Source organism: Lentzea albidocapillata subsp. violacea (genome assembly GCF_900100275.1).
GTDB classification, from domain to species: domain Bacteria; phylum Actinomycetota; class Actinomycetes; order Mycobacteriales; family Pseudonocardiaceae; genus Lentzea; species Lentzea violacea.
Genome location: NZ_FNET01000004.1, coordinates 361,712 through 376,069 on the forward strand (window position 1 = coordinate 361,712; position 14,358 = coordinate 376,069).

Here is a 14,358-nt window from a genome sequence, read left to right on the forward strand (position 1 = left end):
ACGCCGCGCAGGACGGGCGGCGCCCAGGACGGGCGCTCCTCCTCGGCCTTGTCCCTGCTCACGGCCTACCAGCCGGAACCGGCTGCTGCGGACGGGCCGACACCTGCGGCAACGGCACGATCTGCAGCACTCGGGTGATGATGTGGTCGATCGGCACGCCGTCGGCCAGCGCGTCGTACGAGAGCACCAGGCGGTGACGCAGCACGTCCGGAACGACGTCCACGACGTCCTGCGGCAGCACGTAGTCACGGCCGCGCACGAGCGCGAGGCCACGCGCGGCGGCGATGATGCCGAGCGACGCACGCGGCGAGGCACCGTAGGCGACCCAGCCGGCGACGTCGGTGAGGCCGTGCTCGCCGGGCGCGCGGGTCGCGATCACCAGGCGGACCACGTAGTCGACGAGCGCGTGGTGGACGAAGACGCGCGACGCGACGCCCTGCAGGCGCACCAGCTCCTCAGGTGAGAGGACCTGGCTCGGCGTGGGCGCCTCGACGCCCATCCGGTAGACGATCTCGCGCTCTTCCTCGGCGGTCGGGTACTCGACCTGGATCTTGAACAGGAACCTGTCGCGCTGCGCCTCCGGCAGCGGGTACACGCCCTCGTTCTCGATCGGGTTCTGCGTCGCCAGCACCAGGAACGGGTTCGGCATCGGGAACGTCCGGCCACCGATCGACACGTGCCGTTCGGCCATGACCTCGAGCATCGCCGACTGCACCTTGGCGGGCGCGCGGTTGATCTCGTCGGCGAGCACGAAGTTCGCCACGACGGGGCCGAGCTCGACGTCGAACGTCTCGGTGGACTGCCGGTAGATGCGGGTGCCGAGGATGTCGGCGGGCACCAGGTCGGGCGTGAACTGCACGCGGGAGAACGAGCCGCCGACCACGCGGGCGAACGTCTCGACGGCGAGCGTCTTGGCGACGCCCGGCACACCTTCGAGCAGCAGATGGCCCTTGGCCAGCAGCCCCACGAGCATCCGCTCGACGAGCCGGTCCTGGCCGACGATCACCCGCTTCACCTCGAACACGGTGCGTTCGAGCAGCTGGGCGTCACGAGCCGGGGTGACGGGCGCCGATGCGTTCGGCGTTGCCTCGGCGGCGGGCTCGGTCACGTGCGGGCCTCCATGCGGAACAGGGTTTACCGATCGTGGAACAGTCTTACTCCCCGCCTGTTCAACCGCTGTGAAGGGTGTCCAGGTCGGCGGGTGTGTCGACGTCCCTCGCCTCACCGGGCAAAGCGGACACCTCGACGGGGTCGAGCCGCAGCAGAGTCCTGCGCAGCGGCAGGTTCCGTGGATCTTCGGGCAGGGCCGCGCGCAGGTCGGCGGCGTTCCAGTAGCCGATCAGCCACTGCACCCTGTCGTCCTTGAGCACGGCGTTGCGGCCGGGTGCGCGCAGTCTCGCGATGGTGTCCGCGGTGAGGCCGGGCTGGTCCACGGCGAGCACCGCGACCCAGTCCTCGGTGATCTTCGCCAGCCCGGCGGCCAGCCCGGCGAGCGGGCCTCCGCCCGGTGGGTCCTCGCGTGCCCAGATGACACCGGGCAGGTCCTTCTCCGGGCCCACGACGACTTTCTGCGCCGCGTCGTCCACAACGGACAGCACGTGGTCGAGCAGCGTGGCGTCCCGATAGGACAGCGCGGCCTTGTCGACGCCACCGAGCCGCTCGCCCTTGCCGCCGGTGAGGATGATCACCCCGTACGTCATGACCGGCCTCCGATGTGCGTCGCGACGCCTTCCAGGAACAGGTGCAGGCCGAAGTCGAACTCGGCGGCGACGTCGTCGGCGTCGAAGAGGTCGTCCATGTCGAAGACACCGGCCGCGACGATCTTCGCGAGCGCGGGCATCCGGCGCGGGTCGACGATCTCGCGCAGCCTCTGCCCGTACTGACGGCTGAACCGGGCCGGGTCGTCTTCGAAGCCCTTCGTCAGCGCGACGTTCAGCCACGCCTCGCCGTGCACGAACGTCAACAGGCCCATGACCACGCCGACCTTCTCCTCCGCCTCCAGCGGCGTGCCTTCGAGCGCGCCCAGCGCGCTGTCGAACCAGGCGAGGCTCCGGGGGCCGGTCGGTGGGCCGCTCATCGGGATCTGCAGGAACCACGGACGCTTGCGGACGCCTTTGAGCAACTCCTTCGCCCAGACCTCGAGCTTGTCACGCCACTCGCCGTCCGGGAGCGGGGGCGGATCGTCGAACGCGGCGTCGCCCATCAACGTGAGCAGCTCGTCCTTGCTCTTCACGTGCCGATAGAGGGCCATCGTGGCGTTGCCCATCTCCTGCGCGACGCGCGCCATCGACACGGCGGCGAGCCCCTCGGCGTCCGCGATCGCGATGGCGGCCCGCGTGATGTCGGCGGCGTCGATGGTCGGCTTGCGCCCCCTCTTCATGCCCCCTAGTCAAACAGATGCGTATGACATACGCTAATTCAGGTTTTGCGTATGAGGTACGCATAAAGGGGGTTCGATGATCGTCGAGACAGAGGGTCTGACGAAGAGATATGGCTCCGCGACCGTGCTCAGCGGCCTGGACCTGAAGGTCGCGGAAGGGTCCGTGCTCGCGCTGCTCGGGCCGAACGGCGCCGGCAAGACCACCACGATCCGCATCCTGAGCACGCTGACCAGGCCCGATGGCGGCGCGGCACAGGTGTGCGGGTTCGACGTGGTGCGCGAGGCCGCCGCCGTGCGTGGCGTGATCAGCCTGACCGGGCAGTACGCGGCGGTGGACGAGGAGCAGACCGGGCGCGAGAACCTGGTCATGATCGCCCGCCTGCGCGGTTTCGCGAGGCCGGCGGCTCGCGCACGGGCGCTCGAACTGCTGGAGCGGTTCGACCTCGCCGACGCGGCGGACCGGCGCGTGCGCACCTACTCCGGTGGCATGCGCCGGCGCCTGGACCTGGCCATGAGCCTGGTGGCGCGGCCGCGGCTGCTGTTCCTGGACGAGCCGACCACCGGCCTCGACCCGGTCAGCCGCACGACGATGTGGGACGCGATCGGTGACCTGGTGCGCGACGGCGTGACGATCTTCCTCACCACCCAGTACCTGGAGGAGGCCGATCGCCTCGCCGACCGGATCGTGGTGCTGCACAACGGGGGCGTCGTCGCGGACGGCACCGCGGACGCGTTGAAGAACTCGGTCGGCGGCACCCGCCTGGACCTGACCTTCTCGTGCGCCGAGGACGCGCTGCGGGCACAGGCCGTGACCGGCGGGGTGGCCGACGGCGTGACGCTGAGCGTGCCGTCCGACGGCAGCGCGGTCCACCTGCACCGCGTGCTGGACGACCTGCTGACCGCGGGGGTCGGCGTGCTGCGGGTGTCCACGCACCGCCCGACCTTGGACGACGTCTTCACGTCCCTGACGGCGGTGGCCGCATGACCGCCTCGCTGACGATGATCGGCCGCAGCATCCGGCTGAGCCGCCGCAACTTCGACCTCGTGATCATGGCGATCGTGCTGCCGGTGCTGATGATGGCGTTGTTCGTGTACGTGTTCGGCGGCGCGATCAGCTCCACCCAGTCCTATGTGGACTACGTGGTGCCCGGCATCCTCGTGCTGTGCACGGGCTACGGCGCCACGTCCACCGCGATGTCGGTGACCGACGACATGAAGAAGGGTGTGGTCGACCGGTTCCGCTCGATGCCGATCAGCGGGTTCTCCGTGCTGACCGGCCACGTCGTCGCCTCGGTCGCCCGCAACGCCCTCGCGACGTTCGCCGTCGTGCTGGTCGCGCTGCTGATGGGCTTCCGGCCGGCCGCCTCACTGGCCGGATGGGTGCTGGCGATGGGCTTGCTGCTGCTCTACGTGCTGGCGCTGTCGTGGCTCGCGGCCGGCTTCGGCGTGGTCGCGCGGAGCGTTGAATCGGCCAGCCTGCTCGGGTTCTTCATGCTGTTCATCCCGTATCTGAGCAGCGCTTTCGTGCCGGTGGAGACAATGCCGTCCTTTCTGCGCGCCGTCAGCGAACACCAGCCGATCACACCGGTCATCGAGACCGTGCGGGCGTTGCTGAACGATCAGCCCGTGACCTCGGGCTGGCTGGCGCTGGTGTGGTCCGGCGGGCTGCTGGTCGCGGCGTTCGGCTGGGCCACCTGGTTGTTCGGCCGGATCAACCGCCGCTGAGGTGCGCGGCGTCGAGGCGGGTCAGCTCGTCCGCGGTGAGGTCGATCTCGCCCGCCTCGACGTTCTCCCGCAGGTGCGCCGGATCGCCCGTGCCGGGGATGACCAGCACGTGCGGCCCGCGCGCCAGCGTCCACGCCAGCCGGATCTGCGCGGGCGAGGCGCCGCGGGCGTGCGCGATCTCCGTGACGACGTCGTCCTCGGCCGACGTCCCGGCTTCCTGGTTTGCACCGGTGAGCGCGAAGAACGGCACGTACGCGATGCCCCGCTCCCGGCACACGCCGACGAAGTCGTCCTGCTCGGGGTGGTGGCCGAGCCCGTAGGAGTTCTGCACGCACACGACCTCGGCGATGCGCTGCGCCTGGTCGAGGTGGTGCGGCCTGACGTTCGACAGCCCGAGGTGCCGGACCAGCCCGTCCCGCTGCAGCTCCGCGAGCCGCCCGAAGTGCGCGCTGAGGTCGTCCAGGCCGCTGATCCGCAGGTTGACCACGTCGAGGTGGTCACGGCCGAGTTGCCGCAGGTTCTCCTCGACCTGGCCTTTGAGCTGCTCCGGCGTCGCGAGCGGCAGCCACTCCCCCTGCGGCGTGCGACCGGGCCCGATCTTGGTGACGATCACCAGGTCCTCCGGGTACGGCGCGAGCGCGCTGTTGATCAGCTCGTTGGCCGACCGCGTGGCGGAGAAGTAGAAGGCGGCGGTGTCGATGTGGTCGACGCCGAGCTCGACGGCCTTGCGGAGCACCTCGATCGCCTGCCCGCGGTCGCGCGGCTCGGCCCGGCGATCGAACGCCGTCCCCCGCTGCGGCAGTCGCATCGCGCCGAACCCGACCCGGTTCACGGTGAGGTCACCCAGTCGCCACGTCATTCCGCCCACTGTGCCAGCCTTGGCGCCGTGGGACTGTTCACGCTCTCCGATGCCCAGGCCGAGCTCGCCCGGCTGTTGCCCGTGCTCGACGAGATCGTGCGCCTGCGCGCCGACGCCGCCGAGCTGGCCGCAGGGGGTTCCGCGCTGGGCGGGCTGCCGGAGTTCAAGGCCGCGCAGGCCCGGCTGGACGAGCTGATGGAGGCGGTGCAGCAGACCGGGGCGGAGCTGAAGGGCTTCGCGCCGTTGCTCGTGGACTTCCCGTCGGAGATGGACGGTGTGCCGGTGCTGCTGTGCTGGCTCGAGGGTGACCGCGAGCTGGCCTGGTACCACCGGACGGATCTGGGCTTCGCCGGCCGCCGCCCGCTGTGATCTTCACGCGGTGACCGGATCCGTCCGCTCCCCGGCCGGGTCGTGCCTGTCCCCCACTCCTCGAGGCCGCGAGGCTGGGGACCATGAAGCGAGCATTGATCGTCATCGACGTGCAGGAGTCGTTCCGCCGGCGCTCCAACTGGGCCGAGGTGTCCGACCCCGACGTCGTCGGCAAGGTGAACCAGCTGGTCGACATGAGCCGCGACGCCGGTGACCTCGTGGTGTGGGTGCTGCACTCGGAGCCCGGTTCCGGCGACGTGTTCGACCCCGCGCTCGGGCACGTGCGGCTGATCGACGGGCTGAAGCCGCTCGACGACGAGCCGGTGCTCACCAAGACCGCGCACAACGCGTTCACCACGACGAACCTGCAGCAGACGCTGACGATGCGGGGCGTACGCGAGTTGCTGATCAGCGGTATCCGGACCGAGCAGTGCTGCGAGACCACGACGCGCGTCGGGTCGGATCTCGGGTTCGACATGACGTTCGTGACGGACGCGACCGCGACCATGCCGCTGCCGCACTGGCGGACCGGGAAGGTGCTCGGCGTCGAGGAGATCATCGAGCGCACCGAGTACGTGCTGGCCGGCCGGTTCGCACGCATCTCGGATGTCGCTACGCTGACCGGATCGTGACCAGAGTCGTCTTCCTGCTCGTACCTGGAGTGCACCTGCTCGACCTCGCGGGGCCGGCGCAGGTGTTCTCCAGCGCTGCCGATCTCGTGAACGGGTACGCGTTGTCCTACGTGGGCGACATGGACACCGTGCTCAGTCATCAGGGCGTGCCGCTCGGTGCGTCGCGTGAGTTGCCCTCTCTCTCGGTGGACGACCTCGTGTTCGTGCCGGGGTGGCGGTCGCCGAAGATCGTGGGGACCGGTCACTTGAGCGAACGCGCGTTGGCGTGGCTGCGCGCGCACTACGACGGCGGCGGCACGGTTGCGAGTGTGTGTGCCGGCGCGGATGCGTTGGGGCGCGCCGGTTTGCTCGACGGACGGCGTTGCACCACGCATCACGAACTGCAGGAGGAGCTCGCACGGCGCTACCCGGCCGCACACGTCGTGCGTGACGTCTTGTTCGTGGAGGACAACAGGGTCGTGACGTCTGCGGGCATCGCGAGCGGTATCGACCTCGCGTTGCATCTCGTCGCCGTGCGTCATGGGCCCGCCGTGGCCGCCGCGATCGCACGGACGATGGTCATCTACGCGCGCAGGAACGGTGACGACCAGCAAGACAGTGTGCTGATGCGGCATCGGTCGCACATCAACGAGACGGTGCACCGCATTCAGGACGTCATCGAGTCACGGCTCGCCGAGCGCCTTTCTCTCTCGGAGCTAGCGATCCACGCCGGATGCAGCGAACGAACCGTGACGCGCTTGTTCGGCCGTGCCACGGGCATGACGCCGTTGAGGTACCAGCAGGCGTTGCGCGTCGAACGAGCCGAGCACCTGATCGGTCAAGGCGCGACGGTGGAGACCGCAGCGCGCAACGTCGGCTTCGAAGACGCCCGGATGTTGCGCAGACTGCGTTCCCGCTGAACACCCTTGCACGCCACCGGAAGCGGCATAAGCTGAGCCGCGTGACGACTCTGGTGAACCGCCCCAACACCGCGTTGCTCGTGATCGACGTGCAGAACGGCGTGGTGGACCACGCCCACAACCGCGATGAGGTCGTCGCCAACGTGGCCGCCCTAGTCGACAAGGCGCGCACGGCCGGCGTCGACGTCGTGTGGGTGCAGCACAGCAACGCCGAGCACATGCCCAGGGAGTCCGACGGCTGGCAGTTCGTGCCCGAGCTCAAGCTCGCCGAGGGCGAACCGGTGGTGCACAAGACCTACGCCGACTCGTTCGAGGCCACCGACCTGGAGGAAGTGCTGGCGGGCAAGGGAATCGGGAGCCTCGTGGTGTCCGGCGCGCAGACCGACGAGTGCATCCGCTCGACGCTACACGGCGCCATCGTGCGCGGCTACGACGCCCTGCTGGTCAGCGACGCGCACACGACCGAGGACCTGTCGGAGTACGGCGCCCCCACGCCGGACAAGGTCATCGCCCACACCAACCTCTACTGGGAGAACCACACCGCGCCCGGCCGCAGCGCGGGCGTCGTGAAGACCGAGGACGCCTTCAAGCCCGCGTGATCAGGTGCAGCGCACCTCGCCGTCCGCACGGCCCGCGAACATCCCACCGTCACGGCACCAAACCAGTCGCCAGCGCCGCGGTGACCCGCTCACCGTCCCCGGTCGCCAGCAGATCCAGCAACGCACCCCGCAACAACGCGAGCTCACGCGTGCGCAGGGCCAGTCCGGCAGCGGTGTCGCGCACCTCCTCGGGCTGAGAAGTCCTGAGTACCTCCAGCCAGTCCTCCACGGTCGCACGCGCGAAGCCCGCCCACGGCCCGTCAGGTTCCACGAGAGAGCGCGCGTACGCCTCCAGCCACAACGTCAGCAACGGCCGGTGCGCGGGCGCGGACAGCCACACCCACAACCGCCGCACCACCCCCGGCCCCGTGCCGATGTCGGCGAGCAGCGCCAGTTCGTCGGCGCGTGCCCGCGCCAGCAGCGCCTTGACGAGGCCTTCCTTGCTGCCGAAGAGGTAGAGCAACACGCGTGTGCTCGACCCGATGGCCGCCGCCAGCGGCCGCAGTGACACGTCGGCGAGGCCGTGGGTGAGCACGTACCGGTAGGCGGCTTCGAGCAGTTCGGTCTCGCGGGCGGACGGCATGGCGCTAGTCTCGCACTACTGAAACACTCGTGTCAGTGGAGGCGACCATGCTGATCCGCCCGCTCGGCCACCCCGGCGACCTCGGTTGGGTGATCCAGGCGCACGGCGAGCTCTACGCGTCCGAACTCGCCTGGAACACCTCGTTCGAGGCGATGGTCGCCAAGATCGTCGGCGACTACGCCGCGGACCACGACCCCGCGAGAGAGGGCGCGTGGATCGCCGAACTCGACGGCCAACGCGTCGGATGCGTGTTCTGCGTTCGTGAGGACGACACGACCGCGAAGTTGCGTGTGCTCCTCGTGCATCCAGACGCGCGCGGCCACGGCGCGGGCAACGCGCTCGTCAGCACGTGCGTCGAGTTCGCCCAAGGCGCGGGCTACGAACGCATGGTGTTGTGGACGGTCGACGGGCTCACGTCCGCCAGGAAGATCTACGAGGCGCACGGGTTCGTGCTGCGGGAGGAGACCCCGCAGCACAGCTTCGGCCACGACGTGACCGGCCAACTCTGGACGCGCGACCTCTGACCTGAATACGACGCGGTCACAACATGCGAGTGACATACGGCATGATGCCGCCGTACCGCACGGGCGAGATCCGCACCACGGCACCGGAATGCGGCGCTTCCACCATCATTCCGCCGCCCAGGTACAACGCCACGTGCGTGCCGCCGCCCGGTCCCCAGAAGATCATGTCGCCGGGGGCCATCTGCGACAGCGGCACCTTGCGGCCGGAGTTGTACTGGTAGCCGCTGTAGTGCGGCAGGTACACGCCGGCGCCCGCGAAGGCGTACATCATCAGGCCGGAGCAGTCGAAGCCGATCTTGCGGAAGTCGCCGTACGAGTCGGCGACACCGCCGTCACGCACGCCGTACGTCGGGCCGTAGTGGTTGCCGCCGCCCCACGCGTAGATGACACCTCGCTGGGCCAGCGCCCGGTTGATCACGGTCTGCACGCGGTTGCCGGACGGCGCGGGCGCTGCCGCGATCGGGCGGGGTGACTGGGGCTTCGGCGCGGCCTGAGCGGCGGCCGCGGCGGCGGCACGGCGGGCGTTCTCCTCGTCCTCGCGCTTCTTCGCCTCGGTCCACTGGTCGTACTGCTGGCGTTGCGCTTCCAGTCCGTTGGCCGCGCCTCGGGCGGCGGCCAGCTCACGTTCGACGGCGGCCTTGTCGGACTGCAGTTCCTCGGTCGCCGCGGTCTGCGCCGAGTGTGCGTCCACGGCAACCCGCTGGGCCTGCTCGGCGACCTTCTTGGCCTCGTCCGCGGCGGCCTGCTTCGTCTCGGCCGTGGTGAGCGCGGCACGGGCGGCGGAGTCGAGGTTCGCGGCGGTGCCCTGGTCACGGGTGACCTGGTCGAGCCGGTTCAGGCTGGACGCCGACACCGCCTCCAGCATCTGGGCGCGGGCCAGCAGGTCCTCGGGCGACTTGGCGCCGATGTACGCCGAGAACGACCCGACGGTGGTGCCCTGTGCATAGGAGGCCGCCGCGAACTCGTCCAGTTCTCGGCGGCTCTTCTCCACGGCCGCGGAGGCCGCGTCGGCCTCGACCCGGGCGGCGGCGGCCTCGCGACGGGCGGCCTCGGCCTCGGAGATCGCCGTCTCGAGGTCGACCCGGGCCTTGTTGGCGAGCTCGCGCTTGTACGAGACGTCGTCGAGCAGCTCCTGCAGGCGTGACTCGGCCTGCGTGAGCCGTCCGGTCAGCTCGCCCACGCGGGCCGCCTTCGCGTCCGCTTCCGCCCGCGACGCCGAGATCTCCGAGTCGCTCGGGTTCGGCGGCGGTGGCGGCACGGCAGTGGCCGTCCCCGTGAGGACGGCCGTCATCAACACCGCGACGACGGCGGAGAGTCGTGTCAACACTGGACATCACCTCCAACCGCATTAGACCAACCAGACGCATCCGGCGCATCAGGAACTAACGCACCGTCAACCACTCGTGTCACAGTGGAACACGGGCGGTGGTCCTTTTGGGACGATCGGGGTCTGGCGTGTCGCCGGTATGGACTAGTTCACGCCGCGGTCCCGCCCGGTCCAGTACGGCTCGCGGAGCTTGAACTTCTGGATCTTGCCGGTCGCCGTGCGCGGGATTGAGTCGCGGAACTCGATCGACGTCGGCGCCTTGTACCCGGCCAGCCGCTCCTTGCAGTGCTTGATCAGCTCGGCCTCGGTGACCTCGCCGGAGAGCACGACCAGCGCCTTGATCGTTTCACCCCACTTCTCGTGGGGCACGCCGATGACCGCGACCTCGGCGACGGCCGGGTGCGAGAACAGGCAGTCCTCGACCTCGATGGACGAGACGTTCTCGCCGCCGGTGATGATCACGTCCTTCTTGCGGTCCGAGATCGTCAGGTAGCCGTCCTCGTCGAAGAAGCCGCCGTCGCCGGTGTGGAACCAGCCGTCCTCGATCGCGTCCGCGGTGGACTCCGGGTTTTCCCAGTAGCCCTCCATGACGACGTTCGAGCGCGCCAGCACCTCGCCGTTCTCGGAGATCCGCAGCTGTGCGCCCAGCGCCGGCGCGCCCGCCCGTGACTGCTTCTTCGCCTTCTCCTCGCCTTGCGGCCCTGGCTGGGCGCGATTGAACGTGAGCAGCGGCGCCGTCTCGGTCAGGCCGTAGATCTGCAGGAACTCCCAGCCGAGTTCCTCGGTCACGCGCTGGATCGTGCGCGAGGGCGGCGGCGCACCGGCGCACACGATCCGTACGGTGTCACGGCCGGGGATCTCGCCGTCCCACGACGCAGCGGCGTCCAGCACGGCGTTCCACACGGCCGGTGCGCCGCACATGAGCGTGACACCGTGGTCGCGCACACGGCGCAGGATCTCGGCGCCGTCGACCTTGCGCAGCACCACCTGTGGCACACCGAGGCCCGCGAGCCCGAACGGCATTCCCCAGCCGTTGCAGTGGAACATCGGCAGCACGTGCATGTACACGTCGCCCTCCCACGCACGGGTGTGCATGGCGAACGTAACCGCGTTGAGCCAGATGTTGCGGTGCGTCAACTGCACGCCCTTGGGGCGCGCGGTCGTGCCGGACGTGTAGTTGATGGTCGCCGTCGCGTCCTCCGAGGGCGCGCTCCACGGCCGTGGCTCCACATCGAACCGAAGCAACGACTCCGACTCCTCGCCGAGCGTGAACCGGTGGCGCGCCACGACGTCGTCCAGTTCCAGTTCCGGATCGACGAACAACGCCGAGGCGCCGCTGTGCTCGACGATGTACTTCACCTCGTCGGGGCGCAGGCGGAAGTTCACCGGCACGCAGATCCGCCCGCTGCCGGGCAGCGCGTGCAGCAGTTCGAGCATCCGTGCGGAGTTGTGGCTGACGACGGCGACCCGTTCGCCCTCGCCGACGCCCAGTGCGTCGAACCCGGCCTGCCACGCGCGCACGCGGGTCGTCATCTCCGCGTACGTCGTCGTCGCGACCGGCTTCGCGGGCTGGTCCGGTTCGTCGATGGTCGCCGTCGTCGCCGCGAACGCGAACGACGCCCGGTCCAGAAAGTCGGTGGTGATCAGCGGTACGCGCATGCGTCCGACCCTACGACCAGGTGCTCGGATCTCCCCAGGACGAGAATCGGCCTCCCCCGGATGGAGGAACGGAACTCAGGTCCGGCAGCACGTCCCCGACGGGTTCGTGCAGCACAACGGCCGCCACGGCGTCGTACGGCGTAGGTTCGGCGTTGCAGATGATGACCTGCGCACCGGCTTTGGCCGCGAGCGGCACAAGGCCCGCGGCGGGCTGTACCGACAGCGATGTTCCCGCCACCAGCAACACGTCGCAATCCAGGGCGGCGAGCCGGGCACGGCGCAGCACCTCGCCGTCGAGCTCCTGCCCGAACGAGACGGTGGCGGACTTGAGGATTCCCCGGCAGCGCGGGCAGTCCGGCTCCTGCTCGCCCTCGGCCACGCGCTTCAACGCGTCCCGCATCGGGCCCGTGGCACCACATCCCAGGCACACGGTGGCATGCAGCGTGCCGTGCAGCTCCAGCACACGATGGGGATCGGAGCCCGCCTTCTGGTGCAGGCCGTCGATGTTCTGGGTGACCACGGTGCGCAACCGGCCGGACCGTTCCAGTTCCACCAGCGCCTTGTGCGCGGCGTTCGGCCTGGCCGTCCACACGGGACTGTCCAGCTTCGCCCGCCAGGCGAGCCTGCGCAGTTCCGCATCGGCGAGGTAGGCCTGCAGCGACGACCCGCGCCCGGCGTCGGCGTCGCGGGTCCACAGCCCGTCCGGTCCACGGAAGTCCGGGATGCCCGAATCGGTGGAGACGCCCGCCCCCGTCAGCACCGTGATCCGGTGCGCCGACGCGACCAGAGCGCGTGCCTCTGCGCACGCCTGGGAAGGCATCGGTTCACACTAGTCCCGTGCGCAGCGCTGTGGGAGCCGCGATCGCGGCAGTGGGCTTGGTCACCACCATCGTCGGGACTTTCCTGCCGTGGCTGAAATCCGGATCGACCACGAGAGACAGTTACGAAGTGCTTTCGCTGCGTGATCTCGCCGGGTTGGACGGGGTGGCGGGCACCGTCGTGACGTCGGTCTGGGTGGGACTGACGCCGCTGGCGATGGTCACGATCGCGCTGTACGTGGTCCGATTTCCACGGTTTGCCGGGTGCGCCGCCATTCTCTTTGGCACGATCGGGGGAACCGTGGCCCTGGTTGCCACAGTCCAAGGGGACAGCAAGGGTGCGTTGGTCGGAATCAGCACCTCCGGACCAGTCACGACCCTTGCCGGTGCCGTACTGACGATCGTGGGGGCGATCACGGTGCTCACCTCGACCAGGCGCAGCGCAGTGAGAACCTCAGGAGGGAACCCGTGAGCTACCCAGGTGGTGGCGGCGACCAGTGGCAGCCGCAGAACAACCCGTACGGGCAGCAGCCCCAGCAGGGCGGCTACCCGCAGCAGCCCCAGCAGCCGGGTGGCTACCCGCAGCAGGGCGGCGGCTATCCGCAGCAGGGTGGATACCCCCAGACCGGGCCGCAGGGCTTCCCGCAGCAGGGCTACCCGCAGACGGGCCCGCAGGGCTTTCCCCAGCAGCCGTATGGCTACGCGCCGATGGGCGGCGAGCCGCCGAAGAAGAAGCGCACCGGCCTGGTGGTCACGGCCGTCGTCGCCGTGCTGCTGCTGATCGGCGGCGGTGTCACGTTCTTCGCGATGCAGAAGGCGGATCCGGCTGCCAACGCGGGCCAGGACTCCCCCGCCGTCGCGGCGAAGAACCTCGTCGAGCAGCTGGGCAGCGGTGACGTCGTCGGCATCATGGCCTCGCTGGCGCCGGCCGAGGCCGCGTTGTCGAAGGACTACATGGACTCGATGACGAAGGAGATGAAGCGTCTCGAGATCCTCAAGCCCGAAGCCGACCCGAACAAGCTGAGCGGCGTCGAGTTCAAGAGCGAGAACATCAAGTTCGACGAGGCCAAGGCCGAGAAGATCAACGATCACCTCACCATCAACAAGCTGGTCGAGGGCAAGATCACGATCACCTCGGACGCGTCGAAGATCCCGCTCACCGACAAGCTCGTCGACGCGCTCGGTGACGACCTGAACCTCACCTCGTCGAAGTCCGAGACCTTCGACATCACCGCCGAGGTGCAGAAGCGCGGCACGCCGATCGGCATCGCGTCGATCAAGGTCGGCGACAAGTGGTACCCGAGCGCCTTCTACACGATCGCCAACGCGGTCCTGGAGGAGGACAAGAAGAAGTGGCCGGCGCAGGGCATCGCGCCGCAGGGCGCGAGCTCGGCCGAGGACGCCGCGAAGCAGATGGTGAACGCCGCGCTCGACGCCGACCTGACGAAGGTCATCGCGCTGCTGCCGCCCGACGAGGCCGGTGTGCTGCAGGACCTCGGCCCGCTGCTGCTGGCCGAAGCCGGCAAGCAGAAGCCGACCGGCGCCAAGCTGAACGCGCTGGAGACCGACGTCAAGGACGTGACCGGCGGCAAGCAGGTCACGGTCAAGAAGCTGTCGATCACCGCCGAGGGCGAGACGGTGACGATCACCCGCGAGGGTGACTGCTACGCGGCCGACGTGCCCGGCCAGGGCTCGCAGAAGCTGTGCGCGGACGAGATCACGCAACTGCTGCAGCAGCAGGGCGGCAAGAAGATCCCCGCCGAGGCCGTCGAGATCATCGGCCGGGTGGCCGGGTCGGTCATGAAGACCGGCGTCGGCGTCGTCTCCACCGAGGTCGACGGCAAGTGGTACGTCAGCCCGGTCCGCTCCTACTACGAGCTGGCCCTGTCGCTGTTCCGCGGCTTCGAGCCCAAGGACGTCGACGCGCTGATCGCGCTGATCAAGAAGTAGGTTCCCGCAGGTCCGCCACGGCCCTGTCACCCGC

The 14,358-nt window shown here is 69.5% G+C and carries 17 protein-coding genes; 9 read left to right on the forward strand and 8 right to left on the reverse strand.

The genetic code is table 11. From position 1 onward, the window contains the following. Positions 1–58: 58 nt before the first annotated feature. The 3 genes from BLR21_RS12125 to BLR21_RS12135 all read right to left on the reverse strand — a co-directional run bounded on the left by BLR21_RS12125 (position 59) and on the right by BLR21_RS12135 (position 2,380). Complete coding sequence (locus BLR21_RS12125) at positions 59–1,108, reverse strand: AAA family ATPase (RefSeq protein WP_030481847.1); 1,050 nt, start codon at positions 1,106–1,108, stop codon at positions 59–61. 61 nt (positions 1,109–1,169) lie between these two features. After that, positions 1,170–1,700 carry a molybdenum cofactor guanylyltransferase gene (mobA, locus tag BLR21_RS12130; protein ID WP_090005922.1) on the reverse strand — a complete coding sequence of 177 codons (531 nt, stop codon included), beginning with the start codon at positions 1,698–1,700 and terminating at the stop codon, positions 1,170–1,172. Continuing rightward, complete coding sequence (locus BLR21_RS12135) at positions 1,697–2,380, reverse strand: TetR/AcrR family transcriptional regulator (protein WP_090005923.1); 684 nt, start codon at positions 2,378–2,380, stop codon at positions 1,697–1,699. The genes mobA and BLR21_RS12135 overlap by 4 nt, the downstream gene beginning before the upstream one ends. A gap of 76 nt (positions 2,381–2,456) precedes the next feature. On the opposite strand from BLR21_RS12135, the gene BLR21_RS12140 reads away from it, so the two are divergent. Both BLR21_RS12140 and BLR21_RS12145 read left to right on the forward strand, forming a co-directional pair. Next, positions 2,457–3,365: an ATP-binding cassette domain-containing protein gene (locus BLR21_RS12140; protein ID WP_090005924.1), complete on the forward strand. Its 909-nt coding sequence runs from the start codon at positions 2,457–2,459 to the stop codon at positions 3,363–3,365. After that, entirely contained in the window at positions 3,362–4,105 is a 744-nt protein-coding gene (locus tag BLR21_RS12145; protein ID WP_090005925.1) for an ABC transporter permease, read from the forward strand. Before BLR21_RS12140 ends, BLR21_RS12145 begins: the two co-directional genes overlap by 4 nt. Here the strand turns inward: BLR21_RS12145 and BLR21_RS12150 are convergent. Next, entirely contained in the window at positions 4,092–4,964 is an 873-nt protein-coding gene (locus BLR21_RS12150) for an oxidoreductase (protein WP_090005926.1), read from the reverse strand. The two genes, BLR21_RS12145 and BLR21_RS12150, sit on opposite strands and share 14 nt — an antisense overlap. A 27-nt stretch (positions 4,965–4,991) precedes the next feature. On the opposite strand from BLR21_RS12150, the gene BLR21_RS12155 reads away from it, so the two are divergent. The 4 genes from BLR21_RS12155 to BLR21_RS12170 all read left to right on the forward strand — a co-directional run bounded on the left by BLR21_RS12155 (position 4,992) and on the right by BLR21_RS12170 (position 7,463). Further along, positions 4,992–5,333, forward strand: coding sequence for a DUF2203 domain-containing protein (locus tag BLR21_RS12155; RefSeq protein WP_090005927.1), 342 nt, complete (start codon positions 4,992–4,994; stop codon positions 5,331–5,333). An 83-nt stretch (positions 5,334–5,416) separates the two neighbouring features. Beyond that, entirely contained in the window at positions 5,417–5,965 is a 549-nt protein-coding gene (locus BLR21_RS12160) for a cysteine hydrolase family protein (protein WP_090005928.1), read from the forward strand. Further along, positions 5,962–6,864 (forward strand): GlxA family transcriptional regulator, encoded by a 903-nt coding sequence (locus tag BLR21_RS12165; protein ID WP_090005929.1) that lies wholly within the window; start codon positions 5,962–5,964, stop codon positions 6,862–6,864. The genes BLR21_RS12160 and BLR21_RS12165 overlap by 4 nt, the downstream gene beginning before the upstream one ends. 41 nt (positions 6,865–6,905) lie before the next feature. Further along, a complete protein-coding gene (locus BLR21_RS12170) occupies positions 6,906–7,463 on the forward strand; it encodes an isochorismatase family protein (protein WP_090005930.1) in 558 nt (185 codons plus the stop codon). Positions 7,464–7,512: 49 nt separating this feature from the next. Here the strand turns inward: BLR21_RS12170 and BLR21_RS12175 are convergent, their stop codons facing one another. After that, on the reverse strand, positions 7,513–8,046 hold the full coding sequence (locus BLR21_RS12175) for a TetR/AcrR family transcriptional regulator (protein ID WP_090005931.1): 534 nt from the start codon (positions 8,044–8,046) through the stop codon (positions 7,513–7,515). A gap of 47 nt (positions 8,047–8,093) precedes the next feature. Between BLR21_RS12175 and BLR21_RS12180 the strand changes: the two genes are divergently transcribed. Then, on the forward strand, positions 8,094–8,570 hold the full coding sequence (locus tag BLR21_RS12180; protein ID WP_090006060.1) for a GNAT family N-acetyltransferase: 477 nt from the start codon (positions 8,094–8,096) through the stop codon (positions 8,568–8,570). 16 nt (positions 8,571–8,586) lie between these two features. On the opposite strand, the gene BLR21_RS12185 is transcribed toward BLR21_RS12180, so the two are convergent. The 3 genes from BLR21_RS12185 to BLR21_RS12195 form a co-directional block, all read right to left on the reverse strand. Then, positions 8,587–9,897 (reverse strand): NlpC/P60 family protein, encoded by a 1,311-nt coding sequence (locus BLR21_RS12185; protein WP_256334644.1) that lies wholly within the window; start codon positions 9,895–9,897, stop codon positions 8,587–8,589. 144 nt (positions 9,898–10,041) lie between these two features. After that, entirely contained in the window at positions 10,042–11,556 is a 1,515-nt protein-coding gene (locus BLR21_RS12190; protein ID WP_090005932.1) for an AMP-binding protein, read from the reverse strand. 10 nt (positions 11,557–11,566) lie between these two features. Beyond that, positions 11,567–12,376: an SIR2 family NAD-dependent protein deacylase gene (locus BLR21_RS12195; RefSeq protein WP_090005933.1), complete on the reverse strand. Its 810-nt coding sequence runs from the start codon at positions 12,374–12,376 to the stop codon at positions 11,567–11,569. 17 nt (positions 12,377–12,393) lie between these two features. On the opposite strand from BLR21_RS12195, the gene BLR21_RS12200 reads away from it, so the two are divergent. Both BLR21_RS12200 and BLR21_RS42420 read left to right on the forward strand, forming a co-directional pair. Continuing rightward, positions 12,394–12,846, forward strand: coding sequence for a hypothetical protein (locus BLR21_RS12200; RefSeq protein ID WP_143027692.1), 453 nt, complete (start codon positions 12,394–12,396; stop codon positions 12,844–12,846). After that, complete coding sequence (locus BLR21_RS42420) at positions 12,843–14,324, forward strand: flagellar basal body protein FliL (protein ID WP_176929600.1); 1,482 nt, start codon at positions 12,843–12,845, stop codon at positions 14,322–14,324. The genes BLR21_RS12200 and BLR21_RS42420 overlap by 4 nt, the downstream gene beginning before the upstream one ends. The last annotated feature ends 34 nt before the right edge of the window (positions 14,325–14,358 follow it).